The 18728-nt window shown below is 61.3% G+C and carries 16 protein-coding genes; 11 read left to right on the plus strand and 5 right to left on the minus strand.

What is annotated here, in order from left to right; genetic code table 11:
- The first annotated feature begins 31 nt into the window (after nt 1-31).
- The 9 genes from BMY54_RS02135 to gcvH all read left to right on the plus strand — a co-directional run bounded on the left by BMY54_RS02135 (nt 32) and on the right by gcvH (nt 9603).
- Nucleotides 32-592 (plus strand): YecA/YgfB family protein, encoded by a 561-nt coding sequence (locus BMY54_RS02135; protein ID WP_093429755.1) that lies wholly within the window; start codon nt 32-34, stop codon nt 590-592.
- 27 nt (nt 593-619) lie between these two features.
- Nucleotides 620-1954 carry a Xaa-Pro aminopeptidase gene (gene pepP / locus BMY54_RS02140; RefSeq protein ID WP_093429756.1) on the plus strand — a complete coding sequence of 445 codons (1335 nt, stop codon included), beginning with the start codon at nt 620-622 and terminating at the stop codon, nt 1952-1954.
- Nucleotides 1951-3138: a 2-octaprenyl-6-methoxyphenyl hydroxylase gene (ubiH, locus tag BMY54_RS02145; protein WP_093429757.1), complete on the plus strand. Its 1188-nt coding sequence runs from the start codon at nt 1951-1953 to the stop codon at nt 3136-3138. Before pepP ends, ubiH begins: the two co-directional genes overlap by 4 nt.
- Complete coding sequence (locus tag BMY54_RS02150; RefSeq protein WP_093429758.1) at nt 3131-3616, plus strand: DUF4442 domain-containing protein; 486 nt, start codon at nt 3131-3133, stop codon at nt 3614-3616. Before ubiH ends, BMY54_RS02150 begins: the two co-directional genes overlap by 8 nt.
- A gap of 9 nt (nt 3617-3625) precedes the next feature.
- On the plus strand, nt 3626-4843 hold the full coding sequence (locus tag BMY54_RS02155; protein ID WP_175559544.1) for a 2-octaprenyl-3-methyl-6-methoxy-1,4-benzoquinol hydroxylase: 1218 nt from the start codon (nt 3626-3628) through the stop codon (nt 4841-4843).
- A gap of 221 nt (nt 4844-5064) precedes the next feature.
- The gene (locus BMY54_RS02160) at nt 5065-6069 is read left to right on the plus strand and encodes an extracellular solute-binding protein (protein ID WP_093429760.1); all 1005 of its coding nucleotides are present in this window, start codon (nt 5065-5067) and stop codon (nt 6067-6069) included.
- 245 nt (nt 6070-6314) lie between these two features.
- Nucleotides 6315-7931: an ABC transporter permease gene (locus BMY54_RS02165; RefSeq protein ID WP_093429761.1), complete on the plus strand. Its 1617-nt coding sequence runs from the start codon at nt 6315-6317 to the stop codon at nt 7929-7931.
- Between the two features lie 156 nt (nt 7932-8087).
- Entirely contained in the window at nt 8088-9170 is a 1083-nt protein-coding gene (gene gcvT, locus BMY54_RS02170; RefSeq protein ID WP_093429762.1) for a glycine cleavage system aminomethyltransferase GcvT, read from the plus strand.
- A gap of 49 nt (nt 9171-9219) precedes the next feature.
- The gene (gcvH, locus tag BMY54_RS02175; protein ID WP_034151982.1) at nt 9220-9603 is read left to right on the plus strand and encodes a glycine cleavage system protein GcvH; all 384 of its coding nucleotides are present in this window, start codon (nt 9220-9222) and stop codon (nt 9601-9603) included.
- 55 nt (nt 9604-9658) lie between these two features.
- Here the strand turns inward: gcvH and BMY54_RS02180 are convergent, their stop codons facing one another.
- Nucleotides 9659-10801, minus strand: a complete 1143-nt coding sequence (locus BMY54_RS02180) for a DegT/DnrJ/EryC1/StrS family aminotransferase (RefSeq protein WP_093429973.1) — start codon at nt 10799-10801, stop codon at nt 9659-9661.
- Between the two features lie 156 nt (nt 10802-10957).
- Here BMY54_RS02180 and gcvP point away from each other — a divergent pair, with 156 nt between their 5' ends.
- Nucleotides 10958-13831: an aminomethyl-transferring glycine dehydrogenase gene (gene gcvP / locus BMY54_RS02185; RefSeq protein WP_093429763.1), complete on the plus strand. Its 2874-nt coding sequence runs from the start codon at nt 10958-10960 to the stop codon at nt 13829-13831.
- 186 nt (nt 13832-14017) lie between these two features.
- Here the strand turns inward: gcvP and BMY54_RS02190 are convergent, their stop codons facing one another.
- From BMY54_RS02190 to BMY54_RS02200, 3 genes are all read right to left on the minus strand, one after another.
- On the minus strand, nt 14018-14338 hold the full coding sequence (locus BMY54_RS02190) for a DUF2388 domain-containing protein (RefSeq protein ID WP_171057234.1): 321 nt from the start codon (nt 14336-14338) through the stop codon (nt 14018-14020).
- A gap of 65 nt (nt 14339-14403) precedes the next feature.
- On the minus strand, nt 14404-16188 hold the full coding sequence (locus tag BMY54_RS02195) for a type IV pilus assembly ATPase TfpB (protein ID WP_093429764.1): 1785 nt from the start codon (nt 16186-16188) through the stop codon (nt 14404-14406).
- A gap of 92 nt (nt 16189-16280) precedes the next feature.
- Entirely contained in the window at nt 16281-16619 is a 339-nt protein-coding gene (locus BMY54_RS02200; RefSeq protein ID WP_093429765.1) for a hypothetical protein, read from the minus strand.
- A 126-nt stretch (nt 16620-16745) separates the two neighbouring features.
- On the opposite strand from BMY54_RS02200, the gene BMY54_RS02205 reads away from it, so the two are divergent.
- Nucleotides 16746-17210 carry an Lrp/AsnC family transcriptional regulator gene (locus BMY54_RS02205; RefSeq protein ID WP_016983809.1) on the plus strand — a complete coding sequence of 155 codons (465 nt, stop codon included), beginning with the start codon at nt 16746-16748 and terminating at the stop codon, nt 17208-17210.
- Nucleotides 17211-17299: 89 nt separating this feature from the next.
- Here the strand turns inward: BMY54_RS02205 and BMY54_RS02210 are convergent, their stop codons facing one another.
- Complete coding sequence (locus BMY54_RS02210) at nt 17300-18670, minus strand: CYTH domain-containing protein (protein WP_007913820.1); 1371 nt, start codon at nt 18668-18670, stop codon at nt 17300-17302.
- Nucleotides 18671-18728 lie beyond the last annotated feature (58 nt).

Genomic DNA, 18728 nt, shown 5'->3' on the forward strand with positions numbered 1-18728 from the left:
AGACATAGCGCCGTCTGGCGCCTAGCTGCCCATGACCAATGCGAATTCCCCGTACCAAGCCTTTGCCACCCTGCTGACTTCCAGCGGCCACAACGTCTCGCCTGCCGAACTGCATGGCCTGCTGCTTGGCCGTAGCTGCGCCGGTGCCGGCTTCAATGCCGAAGAGTGGCTGATCGATGCTGCCGAGTTGCTCGAAAGCGAACCGCAGGACAATGTCCGTAACGCCTTGATCGGCCTGCAAGAGATGGTCAAAGGCGAGCTGACCGGCGACGACGTCACTGTCGTTCTGCTGCTGCCGACCGATGACGCACCGCTGGCTGACCGCGCCGCTGCACTGGGCCAATGGTGCCAGGGCTTCCTCAGCGGTTTCGGCCTGAACTGCCGCGACAGCAGCATGCTCAGCACTGAAGCCACCGAAGTGCTGCAGGATCTGGCCGCCATTTCCCAAGTGCAGGATGCTCTCGAAGAATCCGAAGACGGCGAAACCGACTACATGGAAGTCATGGAGTATCTGCGCGTCGCGCCGCTGCTGCTGTTCTCGGAAACCAAGAAAGCCGACGTGCCGCCAGCCGCCAAGCCGTCGCTGCATTAATCGCGTGCCAGGGAAAGCCATCTGCCCATGATTCATATCCCGAAAGCGGAATACAGCCGTCGCCGCAAGGCCCTGATGGCGCAGATGGAACCCAACAGCATCGCGATCCTGCCCGCCGCCGCGGTGGCCATTCGCAACCGCGACGTCGAGCATGTCTACCGTCAGGACAGCGACTTCCAGTACCTCAGCGGATTTCCTGAGCCGCAGGCTGTCATCGTTTTGATGCCCGGCCGTGAGCATGGCGAATACGTGCTGTTCTGCCGTGAGCGCAACGCCGAACGCGAATTGTGGGACGGTTTGCGCGCCGGGCAAGAGGGCGCGATCCGCGACTTCGGTGCCGATGACGCTTTCCCTATTACCGACATCGACGACATCCTCCCGGGCCTGATCGAAGGCCGCGACCGGGTGTATTCGGCGATGGGCAGCAACCCTGAATTCGACCGTCACCTGATGGACTGGATCAATGTGATCCGCTCCAAGGCGCACCTCGGCGCCCAGCCGCCGAACGAATTCGTTGCCCTGGATCATCTGCTGCACGACATGCGTCTGTATAAATCGGCGGCAGAAGTGAAGGTGATGCGCGAAGCCGCACGGATCTCGGCGCAAGCCCACATCCGTGCGATGCAGGCCAGTCGGGCCGGGCTCTACGAGTACAGCCTCGAAGCCGAACTCGACTACGAGTTCCGCAAGGGCGGGGCGAAGATGCCGGCCTACGGCTCGATCGTCGCCGCCGGACGCAACAGCTGCATCCTGCATTACCAGCAGAATGACGCGCTGCTCAAGGACGGCGACCTGGTGTTGATCGATGCCGGTTGCGAGATTGACTGCTACGCCAGCGACATCACCCGCACCTGGCCGGTCAACGGCAAGTTTTCGCCCGAGCAGAAAGCGATCTATGAGTTGGTGCTGGCCTCGCAGGAAGCCGCGTTCGCCGAAATCGCCCCGAACAAGCACTGGAATCAGGCGCACGAAGCCACGGTTCGAGTGATTACCACGGGGCTGGTGAAACTGGGATTGCTGCAGGGTGAGGTCGACGAGTTGATCGCCAGCGAAGCCTATAAAGCCTTTTACATGCACCGCGCCGGTCACTGGCTGGGCATGGATGTGCATGACGTTGGTGAGTACAAGGTCGGCGGCGAATGGCGAGTGCTCGAGGTCGGCATGGCGCTGACCGTAGAGCCGGGCATCTACATCGCCCCGGACAATCAGAACGTCGCGAAAAAATGGCGCGGCATTGGTGTACGTATCGAGGACGACGTGGTCGTGACCAAAACAGGTTGTGAAATCCTCACCAGCGGCGTGCCGAAAACCGTCGCTGAAATCGAAGCGCTGATGGCGCAAGCAAGGACCCACGCGGCATGAGTCGAGTCAATCTGGCAATCATCGGTGGCGGTCTGGTCGGCGCCAGTCTGGCGTTGGCCTTGCAGGCAGGGGCCAAGGCGCGTGGCTGGAAGATCGTCCTGATCGAACCGTTTGCACCAGGCGACAGCTGGCAGCCGAGTTACGACGCACGTTCGTCGGCGCTGTCCTTCGGCTCGCGGCAGATTTATCAACGGCTGGGCGTGTGGCAGGAAATCTCCCGTCGCGCCGAGCCGATCAAACAGATTCATGTTTCTGACCGTGGCCGCTTCTCCACCGCGCGTCTGTCGGCGATGGAAGAGGGCGTACCAGCGCTCGGTTACGTGGTGGAAAATGCCTGGCTCGGCCAGTGCCTGTGGCAGCACATCGACAAAGACGTGATCAGCTGGCGTTGCCCGGCGGAGGTCACACGCATGGAACCGCTGCCCGATGGCTATCGCCTGACCCTCAATGATGAAACCACCCTTGAATGCGACCTCGCGGTGCTCGCCGATGGCGGTCGTTCCGGTCTGCGCGAGCAGCTAGGCATTAACGTGCGCAAGCGTCCGTACAACCAGAGCGCGCTGATCGCCAACATCACCCCGAGCGAAGCGCACAACGGCATGGCCTTCGAGCGTTTCACTGACGAAGGGCCGATGGCCTTGCTGCCGCTGCCGGAAAACCGCTGTGCTCTGGTCTGGACCCGTTTGGGCATGGACGCGCAGCGTCTGGCCGATTTGAGCGAGCGTGATTTCCTCAGCGAATTGCAGGGCGTATTCGGTTATCGCCTCGGCACGTTGAAACAGGTTGGCGCACGGCATTTGTATCCGCTGACGTTGGTCGAGGCCGAAGAGCAGGTGCGCTCGCATCTGGCTGTACTCGGCAACGCGGCGCACAGCCTGCACCCGATAGCCGGGCAGGGTTTCAACCTGTCGCTGCGTGACGCCGATGCCTTGGCCGCTGCGTTGCTGGCCAGCGATAAGCCGCTGGGCGACTTCGCCACGTTGCAGGCGTATCGCGAGCGTCAGCGTCTGGATCAGGACCTTACCGTCGGTTTCTCCGATCAGGTCACGCGGCTGTTCGGCAGCACGCAGCCATTGGTGTCGCTGGGCCGCAACATCGGTTTGCTCGGTCTCGATCTGCTGCCACCGGCCAAACGCTGGTTTGCCCGTCAGGCCATGGGTTTGGGAACGCGTCCGGATGCTTAAGTGGTTGACCGCTAAATTCGGCAAGGCGCGGTTGATGCGCTGGGTGATGACGTTCTACCCGCCGTACCTCGGTGCTGGCGTGCGGGTTCGGCACATCAGCGATGACTTCCGCGACATTCAAGTGTCGATGGGCCTTGGCTGGTACAACCGCAACTACGTCGGCACCCAGTTCGGCGGCAGCCTGTATTCGATGGTCGACCCGTTTTTCATGCTGATGCTCATGGAAAACCTCGGCTCGAAGTACATTGTCTGGGACAAGGCTGCCGATATCGATTTCATTGCGCCGGGCAAAGGCCCGGTGTTCGCCCGCTTCAATATCGACGAGACCTTGCTCGCCGAGATTCGCCGGCAAACCGCCAATGGCGAGAAATACCTGCCGCAGTTGCAGGTCGACATTCATGACGGCGCCGGCAATCTGGTGGCGCGGGTCGGTAAAACCCTTTACGTGCGGCTCAAGCCGCAAGCGAGACAGGCTTAAAGCATGGAAATGCGCGCAGATCTGCTGATTGTCGGAGCCGGAATGGTCGGCAGCGCCCTGGCGTTGGCGTTGCAGGACAGCGAGCTGGAAGTCCTGCTGCTCGATGGCAGCCCGCTGAGCGTCAAGCCGTTCGATGCCGACGCGGCATTTGAACCGCGTGTGAGCGCGCTGTCGGCAGCCAGCCAACGCATCCTCGAACGCCTCGGCGTGTGGGAAGGGATCGCCAAGCGCCGCAGCAGCCCGTACACCGACATGCACGTCTGGGACGGCAGCGGCACCGGACAGATCCATTTCTCGGCGAGCAGTGTGCACGCCGAGGTGCTGGGTCATATCGTCGAAAACCGTGTGGTGCAGGACGCCTTGCTCGACCGTTTGCACGATTGCGATCTGGGCATGCTCGCTAATGCGCGGCTGGAACAGATGCGCCGCTCGGGCGATGACTGGTTGCTGACGCTGGCTGACGGTCGTCAGCTGCGCGCGCCATTGGTGATTGCCGCTGACGGTGCCAACTCGGCCGTTCGCCGCCTCACCGGGATGGCCACGCGCGAGTGGGATTACATGCACCACGCCATCGTCACCAGCGTGCGCAGCAGCAAGTCGCACCAGATGACCGCGTGGCAGCGCTTTACCGATCACGGGCCGTTGGCGTTTCTGCCGCTTGAGCGTGACGGGCAGCAGGATTGGTGTTCGATCGTCTGGTCGACCACGCCGAGCGAAGCCGAGCGCTTGATGGCGCTGGATGAAGCGGCGTTCTGCCGAGAGCTGGAGCGCGCCTTTGAAGGTCGCCTCGGCGCAGTCGTCAGTGCCGATCCGCGACTGTGCGTGCCGCTGCGTCAGCGTCATGCCAAACGCTATGTGGCCGAAGGGCTGGCGCTGATCGGCGATGCGGCGCACACCATTCACCCGTTGGCGGGGCAGGGTGTGAACCTCGGTTTCCTTGATGCTGCGGTGCTGGCCGAAGTGCTGTTGCAGGCGGCCGAGCGTGGCGAGCGCTTGGCGGAGGTGAAGGTGCTGAGCCGTTACGAGCGCCGGCGCATGCCGCACAACCTGGCGCTGATGGCGGCGATGGAAGGTTTTGAGCGGTTGTTCCAGGCGGATCCTTTGCCGGTCAGGTGGCTGCGCAATGCCGGGTTGAAGCTGGTGGAGCAGATGCCGGAGGCGAAGGCGCTGTTTGTGCGTGAAGCCCTCGGGTTGACCGGTGATCTTCCGGCCCTCGCCAAACCCTGATCTCTTCGTTGCTGCTGATGGCCTCATCGCGAGCAGGCTCACTCCTACAGGGGAACGCATTCCAAATGTAGGAGTGAGCCTGCTCGCGATGGCGCCCGGCCAGGCACCACAATTTTCAAACTGTGCAACATCTGGTAACTCCTTCAAAAAGAGTTCGATTGAGGTGGTAAATGTGAGTCCTTATCATTTGGCCCACATTTTCCGACCGAGAGACCACTCCCATGTTGGCACCCAAGCGTCTTCTGACCGCACTGGCCCTGACCCTGATCGGCAGCACAACGGCCCAGGCCGCTGATGAGGTGGTGGTTTACTCGTCGCGCATCGATGAGCTGATCAAACCGGTCTTCGATGCCTACACCGCCAAGACCGGGGTGAAGATCAAGTTCATCACCGACAAGGAAGCGCCGCTGATGCAGCGCATCAAGGCCGAAGGTGAAAACGCTACTGCCGACCTGCTGCTGACCGTTGACGCCGGCAACCTCTGGCAGGCCGAGCAGATGGGCATCCTCCAGCCGTTCACCTCGAAAACCATCGACGCCAACATTCCACTGCAATATCGCTCGTCCACTCACGCCTGGACCGGCCTGAGCCTGCGCGCGCGGACCATCGCCTACTCCACTGAACGCGTGAAGCCGGGCGAGCTGACCACCTACGAAGCACTGGCCGACAAGAACTGGGAAGGGCGCCTGTGCCTGCGTACGGCGAAGAAGGTCTACAACCAGTCGCTGACCGCGACCATGATCGAAGTCCATGGCGCCGAGAAGACCGAAAAGATCCTCAAGGGCTGGGTCAACAACCTCTCCACCGACGTGTTCTCCGATGATGTCGCGGTGCTCGAAGCGATCAACGCCGGGCAATGTGATGTCGGCATCGTCAACACTTACTACTACGGCCGCCTGCACAAGCAGAAGCCGGAACTGCCGGTGAAGCTGTTCTGGCCGAATCAGGCCGATCGTGGCGTGCACGTGAACCTGTCGGGCATTGGCCTGACCCAGTACGCGCCGCACCCGGAAGCGGCCAAAGCTTTGGTTGAATGGATGACCACGCCCGAGGCGCAGAAGATTTTCGCAGACGTGAACCAGGAGTTTCCGGCCAACCCGGCGGTGGCGCCTTCGGAAGAAGTGGCGGCGTGGGGCAAGTTTGTCGCTGACACCTTGCCGGTGGAAGTGGCGGGCAAGCGTCAGGCTGAAGCGATCCGGATGATGGATCGGGCGGGTTGGAATTGAGGCGTTTCCGATAGACTTGTCTGCTTCAAGATCGCTGCCCCTCACCCCAGCCCTCTCCCAAGGGAGAGGGAGCCGATCTGTGTTGGATTCAACTCCTGAGTTCAACTCGATATCTCAGGTCGATGTAGCTTGAACGAACGCCTCGGTCAGTCCCCTCTCCCTCAGGGAGAGGGCTAGGGTGAGGGCAGCAATATCCACCTGAAACCCTATTCCCAAGAACACCCATTCCCTCCAGAGATTCAAAAGTGGCCCACCCCGCCCAACGCCGCTGGTATCCCATCGTCTTCGCCATCGCCGCGCTGGTGCTGTTGCCCCTGAGCGTTCTGCTGCTCTCCTGGCAGACCATCGATCAACAGATCTGGTCGCACCTGTGGCAAACCCAGATGCCGCGCCTGCTGGGCAATACCCTGACGCTGGTCGTTGGCGTCGGTGTCGGTGTGACGCTGCTGGGTGTTAGCCTCGCCTGGCTCACCAGCCTCTGCGAATTCCCCGGCCGGCGCTGGCTCGACTGGGCGCTGATGCTGCCTTTCGCCATTCCCGCCTATGTGCTGGCCTTCGTTTTCGTCGGCCTGCTCGACTTCGCCGGCCCTGTGCAGACCCTGCTGCGCGAATGGTTCGGCAGCGGCCTGCGGCTGCCGCGCGTGCGCTCCACCGGCGGGGTGATCATCGTGCTGGTGCTGGTCTTCTATCCCTACGTTTATTTGTTGGCGCGCACCGCATTCCTCGCTCAGGGTAAAGGCCTGATGGAAGCGGCGCGGGTGCTTGGCCAATCGCCGTGGCAAGCGTTCTGGCGTGTGGCGTTGCCGATGGCGCGTCCGGCCATTGGCGCCGGCGTGGCACTGGCGCTGATGGAAACCCTGGCGGATTTCGGCGCGGTCTCGGTGTTCAACTTCGACACCTTCACCACCGCCATCTACAAGACCTGGTACGGCTTCTTCAGCCTGTCGAGTGCGGCGCAGCTGGCCAGTCTGTTGCTGCTGGTGGTGATGCTGGTGCTCTACGGCGAACGTCGCGCGCGTGGCGCCAATCGGGCGGGCAACGAGCGGCCACGGGTGAAAGCCCTGTATCACTTGCGCGGGCTCAAGGCGTTCGCGGCGATGAGCTGGTGCGCACTGGTGTTCGCCTGCGCCTTCGTCATTCCGCTGCTGCAACTGATCGTCTGGTTCTGGCAGCGCGGCCGTTTCGATCTGGACGAGCGCTACGCCGGGCTGATCCTGCACACTTTGTATCTGGGCGGCATGGCGGCGCTGATTACCGTAAGCGTCGCGTTGCTGCTGGCCTTCGCTCGGCGACTGGCGCCGACGCCCGCGATCAACTCCGGCGTTGGCCTGGCCAATCTCGGTTACGCCTTGCCGGGTTCGGTGCTGGCGGTGTCGATCATGCTGGCGTTCAGTTATCTGGATCGCGAGCTGGTGATTCCGCTCTCCGGTTGGCTCGGTGGCGCGGGCAAACCGCTGCTGCTTGGCAGCCTGGCGGCGTTGCTGATGGCCTATCTGGTGCGTTTTATTGCGGTGGCGTACGGGCCGCTGGAAAGCAGTCTGGCGCGTATACGGCCGTCTTTGCCCGAAGCAGCACGTAGCCTGGGTGTCAGTGGTCCGCGACTGTTTTTCAAAGTGTATCTGCCGCTGTTGCTGCCCGGCGCGCTGAGCGCGGCGCTGCTGGTGTTCGTCGATGTCCTCAAGGAAATGCCCGCGACCCTGCTGATGCGCCCGTTTGGCTGGGATACGCTGGCGGTGCGGATCTTTGAAATGACCAGTGAAGGTGAATGGGCGAGGGCGTCTTTGCCAGCGCTGACCCTGGTTCTGGTCGGTCTACTGCCGGTCATCGGACTGATCCGCCGCTCGGCGCATCGAAACACTTAGTCGTCAGTCCTGAATCATGCGGCTACAATGCGCGGCATTCGGTGCGGTTCGTCTGACAGACCCGTTCGCTGAAATCGGCTGAAAGCCTTCTATTTCGCGGCTTTCACCCCGTACAGCGGCTGTCCGCACCTTCGCCACGCCCGGAAGGAGAAACCCATGGGACAGCGTACGCCTCTGTATGACCTGCATCTCGCCCTCGGCGCGAAGATGGTCGATTTTGGCGGTTGGGACATGCCACTGCATTACGGCTCGCAGGTCGAGGAGCACCACGAAGTGCGCCGCGATTGCGGGGTGTTCGATGTTTCCCACATGACCGTGATCGATGTCACCGGCACCCAGGCCAAGGCCTGGCTGCAGCATTTGCTGGCCAATGATGTCGACCGCCTGCACCGCCCCGGCCGTGCGTTGTACAGCACCATGCTCAACGAGCGTGGCGGCATCGTCGATGACATGATCGTCTACCGCCTCGACGACGCTTATCGACTGGTGTTCAACGCTTCGACCCGCGATCAGGATCTGGCCTGGATGAACGCGCAGCGCGGCGATTACGACGTGCAACTGCACGAGCGCTCCGAGCTGGCGATGCTCGCCATCCAAGGCCCACAGGCCCGGCACAAGATTGCCGAACTGGTGACCCAGTCGCGCGCCACGCTGATCCAGCACCTCAAACCCTTCGAAGGCTATACCGACGGTGACTGGTTCATCGCGCGTACCGGTTATACCGGTGAAGATGGCCTGGAAATCTGCCTGCCGGCCAATCAGGCGCCTGGGTTCTTCAACGATCTGGTCGGTGCCGGCATTTCCCCGATCGGCCTCGGTGCCCGCGATACCCTGCGGGTTGAAGCCGGGATGAATCTCTACGGTCAGGACATTCACCAAGACGTTTCGCCACTGGCCTCGAACATGGCCTGGAGCATTGCCTGGGAACCGGCCACCCGCCAATTCATCGGCCGTGCTGCGCTGGAGGCGGAAAAAACTGCCGGCATTGCGCACAAACTGGTTGGTCTGGTCCTGGAAGAACGTGGTGTTTTGCGCGCTCATCAAGTGGTTCGCATCGCCGATGTTGGCGAAGGGGAGATCACCAGTGGTAGTTTCTCTCCTACGCTGAGCAAATCGATTGCCCTGGCGCGTGTTCCGATGGCAACTGCCGACCGCGCCGAAGTGGAAATCCGTGGCAAGTGGTACCCGGTACGGGTGGTCAAACCGACCTTCGTACGCCATGGCAAAACTTTGATCTAACCTTTTCCGGCGGGCATGACCGCTGACCCAATTCCTGAGGACACCGAAGATGAGCAATATTCCCGCTGAACTGCGTTTTGCCGAAAGTCATGAATGGGCACGTCTGGAAGCCGACGGCACCGTCACCGTGGGCATCAGCGATCACGCGCAGGAAGCGCTGGGCGATGTGGTGTTCGTCGAGTTGACTGAAGTGGGTAACAAATTCGCCGCTGAAGATCAGGCGGGTGTGGTTGAGTCGGTGAAAGCCGCTTCCGACATTTACTCTCCGATCGCCGGTGAAGTCATCGCCGTCAACGAAGAGCTGAGTGCTTCTCCGGAACTGCTGAACTCCGATCCGTACGGTGCGTGGATCTTCAAACTCAAGCCAGACAATGCAGCTGATCTGGACAAGCTGCTGGATGCCGCTGCCTACAAGGCTGCCATCGGCGAGTAATTGCCCGGCTACACCGCAAAGCCCCGACTTGTCGGGGCTTTTTTATGGGTGTCTGTCAGGCGTTGTGCAACACCGCATTCACCGCAGCGACCGAGCGCTCGACATCCTCCTTGCTCATCGCGGTAAACATCGGCAGCGACACGATCAGCCGCCCGACACGCTCGGCCACCGGCAACATCCCCTCGTTGAAACCGCGCTCGCGGTACAGACTCAGCAAGTGGATCGGCGGATAGTGATAGCCGATCCCGATACCATGCGCCTGCATCTGCTCCATGAACGTCGCCCGCGCAGGCAAGCCGTCCTTGCGCTCCGGCAGTACCAGTTGGAACAGGTGCCAGTTGCTGTTGGTGAAATCCGCCAGCGGCAGTTGGGCGCCATAGGTCGCTTCAAAGTCAGCGCCAAAGCACTGGAAATAATGCCGCGCCAGTTCACGCCGATGCGCCGTCAGCGCTTCGATATGAGCAAACTGGCCCAGACCGATCGTGGCAGCGACATCGGTCATGTTGAACTTGCCGCCCAGGACATCGACGTCCAGGCCATCGAAACCGTTGCGGGTTACGCCCTGCAAGCGGTACTTCTCCGCTAGCCGCGCTTCCTCAGGTGTGTTCAGCACCAGACAACCCCCCTCGGCGCAGCTGACGTTCTTGTTCGCCTGAAAACTGAACGACACGAAGTCACCGGTGGCGCCGATGCGCTGGCCGTTCCAGCTCGAGCCCAGCGCCTGGGCGGCGTCTTCGACGATGCGCAGATTGTGTTTGCGCGCGATGGCGTACAGGCGATCCATGTCTACGGGCAGACCGGCGAGGTACACCGGAATCACTGCTTTGGTGCGTGGGGTAATGGCCGCTTCCAGTTGGTCCAGGTCGATATTGCGGGTCTGCGGATCGATGTCGGCAAACACGGGTGTGGCGCCGACTTCAAGGATCACGTTGGCTGTGGCCACCCAGGAAATCGGCGTGGTAATCACTTCGTCTCCGGGCCCGATGCCGGCGATGCGCAAGGCGATTTCCATGGTGCAGGTACCGGAATTGAAGGTGCGCACCGGGCGCCCGCCAAAATATTCCGACAACTGTGCTTCGAAGGCCTGAACCTTCGGCCCGCTGGTGATCCAGCCGGAACGCAAGACTTCGCCCACAGCGGCAATCGTCGCTTCGTCGATGACAGGTTTGGAAAACGGCAGAAACGGCAGTGTGCTCATGAGGCTTTGATCATCCGCGAGTTGAACGCCTGACGCAGGCGCCACAGCATGGCCCGGAACGCCCTCGGCCGCCAAGCCGTGCGCGACGATATCGACTGCTATGCTGGTTTGACCGTGTTGCATTGACGCCGAGCGCCAGCCAAGAGAGAGCCCGTCATGTCCCAGTTGCCGTCCCTGAGCCAGTTACGCGACCCCGACGCTTTTTTGCGCCGTCACCTCGGCCCCGATGCTGCCGAACAACAGGCGATGCTCGACAGCCTCGGCCTCGGCAGTCGGGTCGAACTGATCGAACAGACTGTACCGCCGGCCATCCGCCTTAACCGCGCACTGGATCTGCCGCCGGCCCTCGACGAACAAGCGGCGCTGGCCAGACTGCGCGGTTACGCCGAGCAGAATCAGGTCTGGACCAGCCTCATCGGCATGGGCTATCACGGCACCCTCACGCCCACGGTCATCTTGCGCAACGTCCTGGAAAATCCCGGCTGGTACACCGCGTACACGCCGTATCAACCGGAGATCGCCCAGGGCCGGCTCGAAGCGTTGCTGAATTTCCAGCAACTGACCATCGACCTCACCGGTCTGGAACTGGCCAACGCGTCTTTGCTCGATGAGGCCACGGCGGCGGCGGAAGCCATGGCGTTGGCCAAACGCGTAGCCAAATCGAAGAGCAATCTGTTCTTCATTGATGAGAACTGTCATCCACAAACCATTTCGGTGGTGCAGACCCGCGCCGAAGGTTTCGGCTTCGAATTGATCGTCGATGCTGTGGATAATCTCAAACAGCACCAAGTGTTCGGTGCGCTGCTGCAATATCCCGACACCCATGGCGAGGTGCGTGACCTGCGCCCGCTGATCGACCATTTGCATGCGCAGCAAGCGCTGGCCTGCGTCGCCACGGACCTGCTGAGTCTGCTGTTGCTGACGCCGCCGGGTGAGTTGGGCGCCGATGTGGTGTTCGGCTCATCCCAACGTTTCGGTGTGCCGATGGGTTATGGCGGCCCGCACGCGGCGTTCTTTGCCAGTCGCGAGGAATACAAACGGGCGATTCCGGGGCGGATCATCGGCGTGTCGAAAGATGCCCGGGGCAACGTTGCGTTGCGCATGGCGCTGCAAACCCGCGAACAACATATCCGCCGCGAGAAGGCCAACTCGAACATCTGCACGGCTCAGGTGTTGCTGGCCAACATCGCCAGTTTCTACGCGGTGTATCACGGGCCGGAAGGCCTGAAACACATCGCCCAGCGCGTGCATCGGCTGACCTGCATTCTGGCCGCAGGGCTTGAGCGCAAAGGAATCAGTCGGGTCAATGCGCAGTTCTTCGACACACTGACGCTGGACGTCGGCGGTGCGCAAACGGCGATCATCGAAAGCGCTCAAGCCGCACAGATCAATCTGCGGATTCTCGGGCGCGGTCGGGTCGGGCTGAGTCTCGATGAGACCTGCGATGAGAGTACCGTGGCCAAGCTGTTCGATGTCCTGCTTGGCGCCGATCATGGGTTGAACGTCGATGAACTTGATGCTGAAGCCCTGAGTTCGGGCATCCCCGACAACCTCCAGCGCAACACACCGTACTTGCGCCACCCGGTGTTCAACGCCCATCACAGCGAAACCGAGATGCTGCGCTATCTCAAACAACTGGAAAACAAGGATCTGGCGCTCAATCAGTCGATGATCCCGCTGGGCTCCTGCACCATGAAACTCAACGCCACCAGCGAAATGATCCCGATTACCTGGCCGCAATTCGCCAACCTGCATCCGTTCGTGCCGCGTGAGCAGGCGGTCGGTTATACGCTGATGATCGAGGAACTGGAGCGCTGGTTGTGCGCAATCACCGGGTTCGATGCGATCTGCATGCAGCCCAACTCTGGCGCTCAGGGCGAGTACGCCGGGCTGCTGGCGATCCGCAAATACCACGAGAGCCGTCAGCAGGGGGCGCGGGAAATCTGCCTGATTCCGTCCTCGGCCCATGGCACCAACCCGGCTTCGGCGCAAATGGCCGGGATGCGCGTGGTGATCGTCGAGTGCGACGAGGCGGGCAACGTCGATCTGGAGGATCTGCAAGCGAAAGCCGCCGAGGCTGGGGATAAGTTGTCGTGCCTGATGGCGACCTATCCGTCGACCCACGGTGTGTACGAGGAGGGCATCAGCGAGATCTGCGAGGTTATCCACAAGTACGGCGGTCAGGTCTACATGGACGGCGCGAACCTCAACGCGCAGGTCGGGCTGACGCGGCCGGCAGACATTGGCGCCGACGTGTCGCACATGAATTTGCACAAGACTTTTTGCATTCCCCATGGCGGCGGTGGGCCGGGCATGGGGCCGATCGGTATTCGTGCGCATCTGGCGCCGTTCGTCGCCAATCATCCAGTGGTGCCGATCGACGGGCCACTGGCGCAGAACGGCGCGGTCAGCGCGGCGCCTTGGGGCAGCGCGAGCATTCTGCCGATCAGCTGGATGTACATCGCCATGATGGGCCCGCAACTGGCGGATGCCAGCGAGGTGGCGATTCTGGCGGCGAACTATCTGGCGCAGCATTTATCCGGCGCATTCCCGGTGTTGTACACCGGGCGCAACGGGCGGGTCGCTCACGAATGCATTCTCGACCTGCGGCCCTTGAAGGCACTGACCGGGATCAGCGAAGAAGACGTCGCCAAGCGCCTGATGGATTACGGCTTCCATGCGCCGACCATGTCCTTCCCGGTGCCGGGCACGTTGATGGTCGAGCCGACCGAGAGTGAATCCAAAGCTGAACTGGATCGTTTTATCGGTGCGATGCTGAGCATTCGTGCAGAAATCACCGAAGTGCAAAACGGCAACTGGCCGGCCGAGGACAACCCGTTGAAACGAGCGCCGCATACCCTGGCGGATGTCACCGGAGTTTGGGAGCGGCCCTACAGCATCGAGCAGGGCATTACCCCGGATGCGCACACCAAGGCGCACAAGTATTGGCCGGCGGTGAATCGAGTGGATAACGTTTACGGCGACCGAAACCTGTTCTGTGCCTGCGTCCCGGTGGATGATTACCGCTGACATTCAGACTGTATGCGGTCCTTGTGGGAGCGAGCTTGCTCGCGAAGACGGCGTGTCAGTCGCCGCATATTTCGGATGTGAAATTGCCTTCGCGAGCAAGCTCGCTCCCACAGGGTTTAGTGCTGGGCTCAGAAGACAGGCAAAAAAATGCCGCTCGATTGAGCGGCATTTTTGTTGGCGGATGGCTTACTCGGAAGCCACGGCATTCTTCGCCAGGATCGCATTCGCCAATTCCATATCGGTCGCCTGCAGGCCTGGATTGTCGGCGCGGACTTTCTGCATCGCCGCTTCCAGATACGGTCCGCGAATGCCGCCATCACTGGCAACGAAGCTACCGGCATCGTCCTGTGCGGCGATGATCAGCTTGTGATCCTTGAAGGTCAGGTAGGTCGAACCGGTAGTGGCACCGGACGAGATGACGTTACGCCAAAAGCTGTCCGCCATGGCCGAACCAACGGGAAGGGACAGCAAGGCCAGAGTGGCGACAGCAAGTTTGAGACGCATGATGAGATGACTCCAGGGGGTTAACTAGGGCCTTGGATCGCCATTCCCCGATCCGGTTCCGTGGCGGCTTATTTCTGCTCGCTCTGCGGCGTCACCCGCAGCACTTCTTCCACCGTCGTCAGCCCCGCCGCGACTTTCTGTGCCCCGGACAGCCGCAAACTGCGCATGCCTTCCTTGAACGCCTGCCGACGAATCGCCGTGAGGTCGGCGTCCGGGGTGATGAACGCCTTGAGGCTGTCGCTCAGTTGCATGATTTCGTAGACCCCGGCGCGGCCTCGATAGCCGGTATCGCGGCATTCCACGCAACCGATGGCGCGTTGTGCGTTGCCCGGTAGCGGCGCTTGCCACGGGCGGGTCAGGGTTTGCCAATCCTCTTCTTCCAGCGTTAGCGGCGCTTTGCAGTGCGGGCACAAGGTGCGCACCAGACGCTGGGCCATCACGCCGAGCACGGTGGCTTTGATCAGGTAGTGCGGCACGCCGAGTTCGAGCAGACGGCTGATTGCGCTGGGGGCGTCATTGGTGTGCAGCGTCGACAAGACCAGGTGCCCGGTGAGCGCCGCCTGAATCGCCATTTCAGCGGTTTCCAGGTCACGGATCTCGCCGATCATGATGATGTCCGGGTCTTGCCGCATCAGCGCGCGCACCCCGGCGGCGAAACTCAGGTCGATGTTGTGCTGCACCTGCATCTGGTTGAACGCCGGCTCGACCATCTCGATCGGGTCTTCGATGGTGCAGAGGTTCACTTCCGGCGTCGCCAGTTTTTTCAGCGTGGTGTACAGCGTGGTGGTCTTGCCCGAGCCGGTCGGCCCGGTGACCAGAATGATGCCGTTGGGCTGGCGGGTCATGTCTTGCCAGCGGCGCAAATCGTCGGCACTGAAACCCAGCTGGTCGAAATCCTTGAGCAGCACTTCCGGGTCGAAAATCCGCATGACCATTTTTTCGCCGAACGCGGTGGGCAGCGTCGAAAGGCGCAGCTCCACTTCACCGCCGTCCGGGGTCTTGGTCTTGACCCGGCCGTCTTGGGGTTTGCGCTTCTCGGCGACGTTCATCCGCCCGAGGCTTTTCAGGCGACTGACAATTGCCATGGTCACCTGCGGCGGGAATTGATAGACGTTGTGCAGCACGCCGTCGATGCGAAAGCGCACCGTGCCTTGTTCACGCCGAGGCTCGATGTGGATATCGCTGGCGCGCTGCTGGAAGGCGTACTGGAACAGCCAGTCGACGATGTTGACGATGTGCGCATCGTTGGCATCCGGCTCCTGATCGCTGGCGCCGAGGTTGAGCAGTTGTTCGAAGTTGCCAAGGTTACCGCTCTGCTGATCGGCATTGCTGGCGCCGCTGACCGATTTGGCCAAGCGGAAGAACTCGACGCTGAAGCGCTGGATATCCGCCGGGTTGGCCACCACCCGTTTGATCGGCAGTTTCAATACGTGGGTGAGATCGGCCTCCCAGCCGGTGACATAAGGCTGGGCGCTGGCCACGGTCACCGAATCGCGGTCGACCGCCACGGCGAGAATCTTGTGCCGTTGCGCAAAGGCATAGGACATCAACGGCGTGATCGCGGCGACGTTGATCTTCAACGGGTCAATACGCAAGTACGGTTGGCCGGCCTGTTGCGCCAGCCACAGGGTCAGGCTTTCCAGGTCGAGGTGTTTGCCCGGACGGCTGAGGTCGTCCAGTTGCTGGCTGGCGATGAATTCCAGTGGATGCATCTGGCCATGGACGGCGTGGCGACGACGGGCATTCAGCGCCTGCTCGGCCGCGTCCTGGCCGATAAAGCCTTGGGCGACCAGTTCACGCAGCACCTCGTTGAGTTCCAGCCAGCGGTCCTGAGTGGCAAGTTGAACGGACATGCGGGCTTCCTTTTGAGCGACAGTGCGCAAAAGGATAGTCGCGGCCCCGCAGACCGTTGGGCCACTACCCGATGAAGCCGTTGCCGGATTTGTCAGCCAGCGGCTTGCGCGGGGGCATCCCAAGCACTGTCGGCGTTTTGCAGATTGACCGAGCAGACGCTGATCAGGTTACGAAGTTTTTCCGCGATCACTTGCGCGCGATGCCAACTGAGACCGCCCATGACCAGGTCGATCGACAGCAGATCATCCATGCGCTGCACATTGACCTGCTCGGGCGTGAGGAACTGCAGTGCGAACAGGTTGAGCACCCGCACCAGCAGATCCGGCTCGGCCTCGGCGAGGATCTGATACTGCGCCAGGCAATGGGCGTTGCTGACGTTCCAGACGTCGGCGCGGGTAGGCGAGGTGGTTACGGCTTCGAGGTGCGGCATGGCGAGTCTCCAAAATCTCTGGAGGAATTTTTACATTCGACGCCGGGTATTTCTTGGCTATGATCGTCGTTATTGACGATTGATCGAAAGGATCAATTCGCAAAATTTTCGATTAGAGGTTTTTCTATGCACAGTGAGCTGGACAGCTACGACCGCAAGATTCTCGCCCTCCTGCAAGAGGACGCCTCGCTGTCGAGCGCGCAGATCGCCGAGCAGGTCGGGCTGTCGCAATCACCGTGCTGGCGGCGGATTCAGCGGATGAAAGAGGAGGGCATCATTCGCGGCCAGGTGACCTTGCTTGATCGCAAGAAGATTGGCCTGAATACGCAGATCTTTGCCGAGATCAAACTCAACGCCCACGGGCGTTCGAACTTCACCGAGTTCACCGAAGCGATTCGCGGCTTTCCGGAAGTGCTGGAGTGTTATGTGCTGATGGGTGCGGTGGATTTTTTGCTGCGGATTGTTGCGGCGGACATCGAGGCGTATGAGCGATTCTTTTTCGAGAAGTTGTCGCTGGTGCCGGGGATTCAGGAAGTGAATTCGATTGTGGCGTTGTCGGAGATCAAGTCCACCACAAGCTTGCCGGTTTGAAGTAAGGCGGCTGGCCTCTTCGCGAGCAGGCTCGCTCCCACAGGGGATTGCATTCCAATGTGGGAGCGAGCCTGCTCGCGAAAGCGGTATTACATGCGCAGAAGCATTTTCCATGCGCGATTCTGGTAAACCGCAATCGCCTGTTGCTTACGCGCGTCGAGCAGTTCGTCAGTGATCGTCGGCTCGTTGGCCAGTTGCGCCAACTTGTTCAGCTCGCCGTACAGACGATCCATTTCCGGGATTTCCAGCACGTTGCGCGCGTGGTGCAGCCAGACCTGAATGCGCTCGATACGCGGCAGTTGTTCAGCCAGATCTTCCGGCTGCTGCTGATAGCGCTGCAATTGCAGGGCCGTAGCTTCTTCGCCCAACAGGCGCGGCAACCAGCTATGCAACTGCGCACCGCCCTGACGATTGCCGCGAACGTTGCGGTCGGCGGTCCAGGTACGGGCCAGCAACCAGCGTGACGTGCTCAGCGAGAACAGACCCCAGCGCGGATCTTCCAGTTCTTCGAGGAACTGCTCCGGCGCAGCCTTGCGTACGTCTTCATCTTCGATACCGGCCTGTACCAGCGGACGCCAGTCTTCCAGCAATGCATCAAGCGCGACGCGCAAATCGTGAGTCGACTGACGCGGCGCGGCCTGGCCGAGGCTGCTGAGCAGGGCGCGCATTTCCGCGAGGTTCTCGACCCAGTCGAGCAACAGGCGCCAGTGGCCGTTGAAACGGTACTGTTCGGCCAGACGCTGGCTGCTGCCGAGCAAATGCCAGCTCAGCGCGGCGAAGGCGTCGTCGAGTTGGGTTTCCGGGGTCAGCTCCGGCGCCGGCAGGCTCAGCGAATAGCTGTTGGCGTCGTACAGACGATAGCCGCGCTCAGCCTTGCTGATGTCACACGGCATCAACGCCAGGGTTTCAGCCAGTTCGGCGGCCAGTTCCAGCAGCGCGGCAGGCTCGCCCTCGCGCAGTTCCAGTTCCAGCTCGCAGATTTCTTCTTTCTGCTTGCCTACCACAACGTGACCGAGATCCAGCGCGGCTTCGATGACCACTTTGCTCTTGCCACGGCCCCAGGCGATTTCGGCGCGCTCGCGGACGAAGTCGGTGGTGAAGATCGGCTTCAGGGTTTTCTTGTCCAGCTCGGCCAGCGACTCGGGCCAGCATTCGCCGTCGAGCTTTTTCACGTCGAGCTTGGCTTTCGGCAACTTCCAGTCGTATTCATTGCGTTCGGACAGACCAGCAACGCTTTGGCCACGGGTCTTGAGGGTTTGAATGACTTCGTCACCGTCCTTGCGCAGGCGCAGGGCGACTTTGGCCTGGGCCAGATCGCGCTCAGGGGTGTCGAAGTACTGGTTCATCAACTCACGGCGTTCCCAGCCACTTTTGTTGCGTTTTTTCAGTAACGGGTGCTCGCGCAGCGCAGCGAGGGTTTCGCGGCTGACGCGGAGTTTGATTTCGGTTTCTTTCTGCATGGCCGGAAAATCCAGGATCGGGAGCGCAGCCGGGGAATATGTGGCTGCCAAGGCCGTG

Source organism: Pseudomonas sp. ok266 (genome assembly GCF_900110195.1).
GTDB classification, from domain to species: Bacteria; Pseudomonadota; Gammaproteobacteria; order Pseudomonadales; family Pseudomonadaceae; genus Aquipseudomonas; species Aquipseudomonas neuropathica.

Bases quoted from the DNA above. Each gene is read 5' to 3' on its own strand.
- ubiH (WP_093429757.1), top strand. From the start codon at position 1,951: ATGAGTCGAGTCAATCTGGCAATCATCGGTGGCGGTCTGGTCGGCGCC.
- BMY54_RS02160 (WP_093429760.1), top strand. From the start codon at position 5,065: ATGTTGGCACCCAAGCGTCTTCTGACCGCACTGGCCCTGACCCTGATC.
- BMY54_RS02180 (WP_093429973.1), bottom strand. From the start codon at position 10,801: ATGAGCACACTGCCGTTTCTGCCGTTTTCCAAACCTGTCATCGACGAA.
- BMY54_RS02150 (WP_093429758.1), top strand. From the start codon at position 3,131: ATGCTTAAGTGGTTGACCGCTAAATTCGGCAAGGCGCGGTTGATGCGC.
- BMY54_RS02135 (WP_093429755.1), top strand. From the start codon at position 32: ATGACCAATGCGAATTCCCCGTACCAAGCCTTTGCCACCCTGCTGACT.
- gcvP (WP_093429763.1), top strand. From the start codon at position 10,958: ATGTCCCAGTTGCCGTCCCTGAGCCAGTTACGCGACCCCGACGCTTTT.
- gcvH (WP_034151982.1), top strand. From the start codon at position 9,220: ATGAGCAATATTCCCGCTGAACTGCGTTTTGCCGAAAGTCATGAATGG.
- BMY54_RS02155 (WP_175559544.1), top strand. From the start codon at position 3,626: ATGCGCGCAGATCTGCTGATTGTCGGAGCCGGAATGGTCGGCAGCGCC.
- BMY54_RS02200 (WP_093429765.1), bottom strand. From the start codon at position 16,619: ATGCCGCACCTCGAAGCCGTAACCACCTCGCCTACCCGCGCCGACGTC.
- BMY54_RS02205 (WP_016983809.1), top strand. From the start codon at position 16,746: ATGCACAGTGAGCTGGACAGCTACGACCGCAAGATTCTCGCCCTCCTG.
- BMY54_RS02210 (WP_007913820.1), bottom strand. From the start codon at position 18,670: ATGCAGAAAGAAACCGAAATCAAACTCCGCGTCAGCCGCGAAACCCTC.
- BMY54_RS02195 (WP_093429764.1), bottom strand. From the start codon at position 16,188: ATGTCCGTTCAACTTGCCACTCAGGACCGCTGGCTGGAACTCAACGAG.
- pepP (WP_093429756.1), top strand. From the start codon at position 620: ATGATTCATATCCCGAAAGCGGAATACAGCCGTCGCCGCAAGGCCCTG.
- gcvT (WP_093429762.1), top strand. From the start codon at position 8,088: ATGGGACAGCGTACGCCTCTGTATGACCTGCATCTCGCCCTCGGCGCG.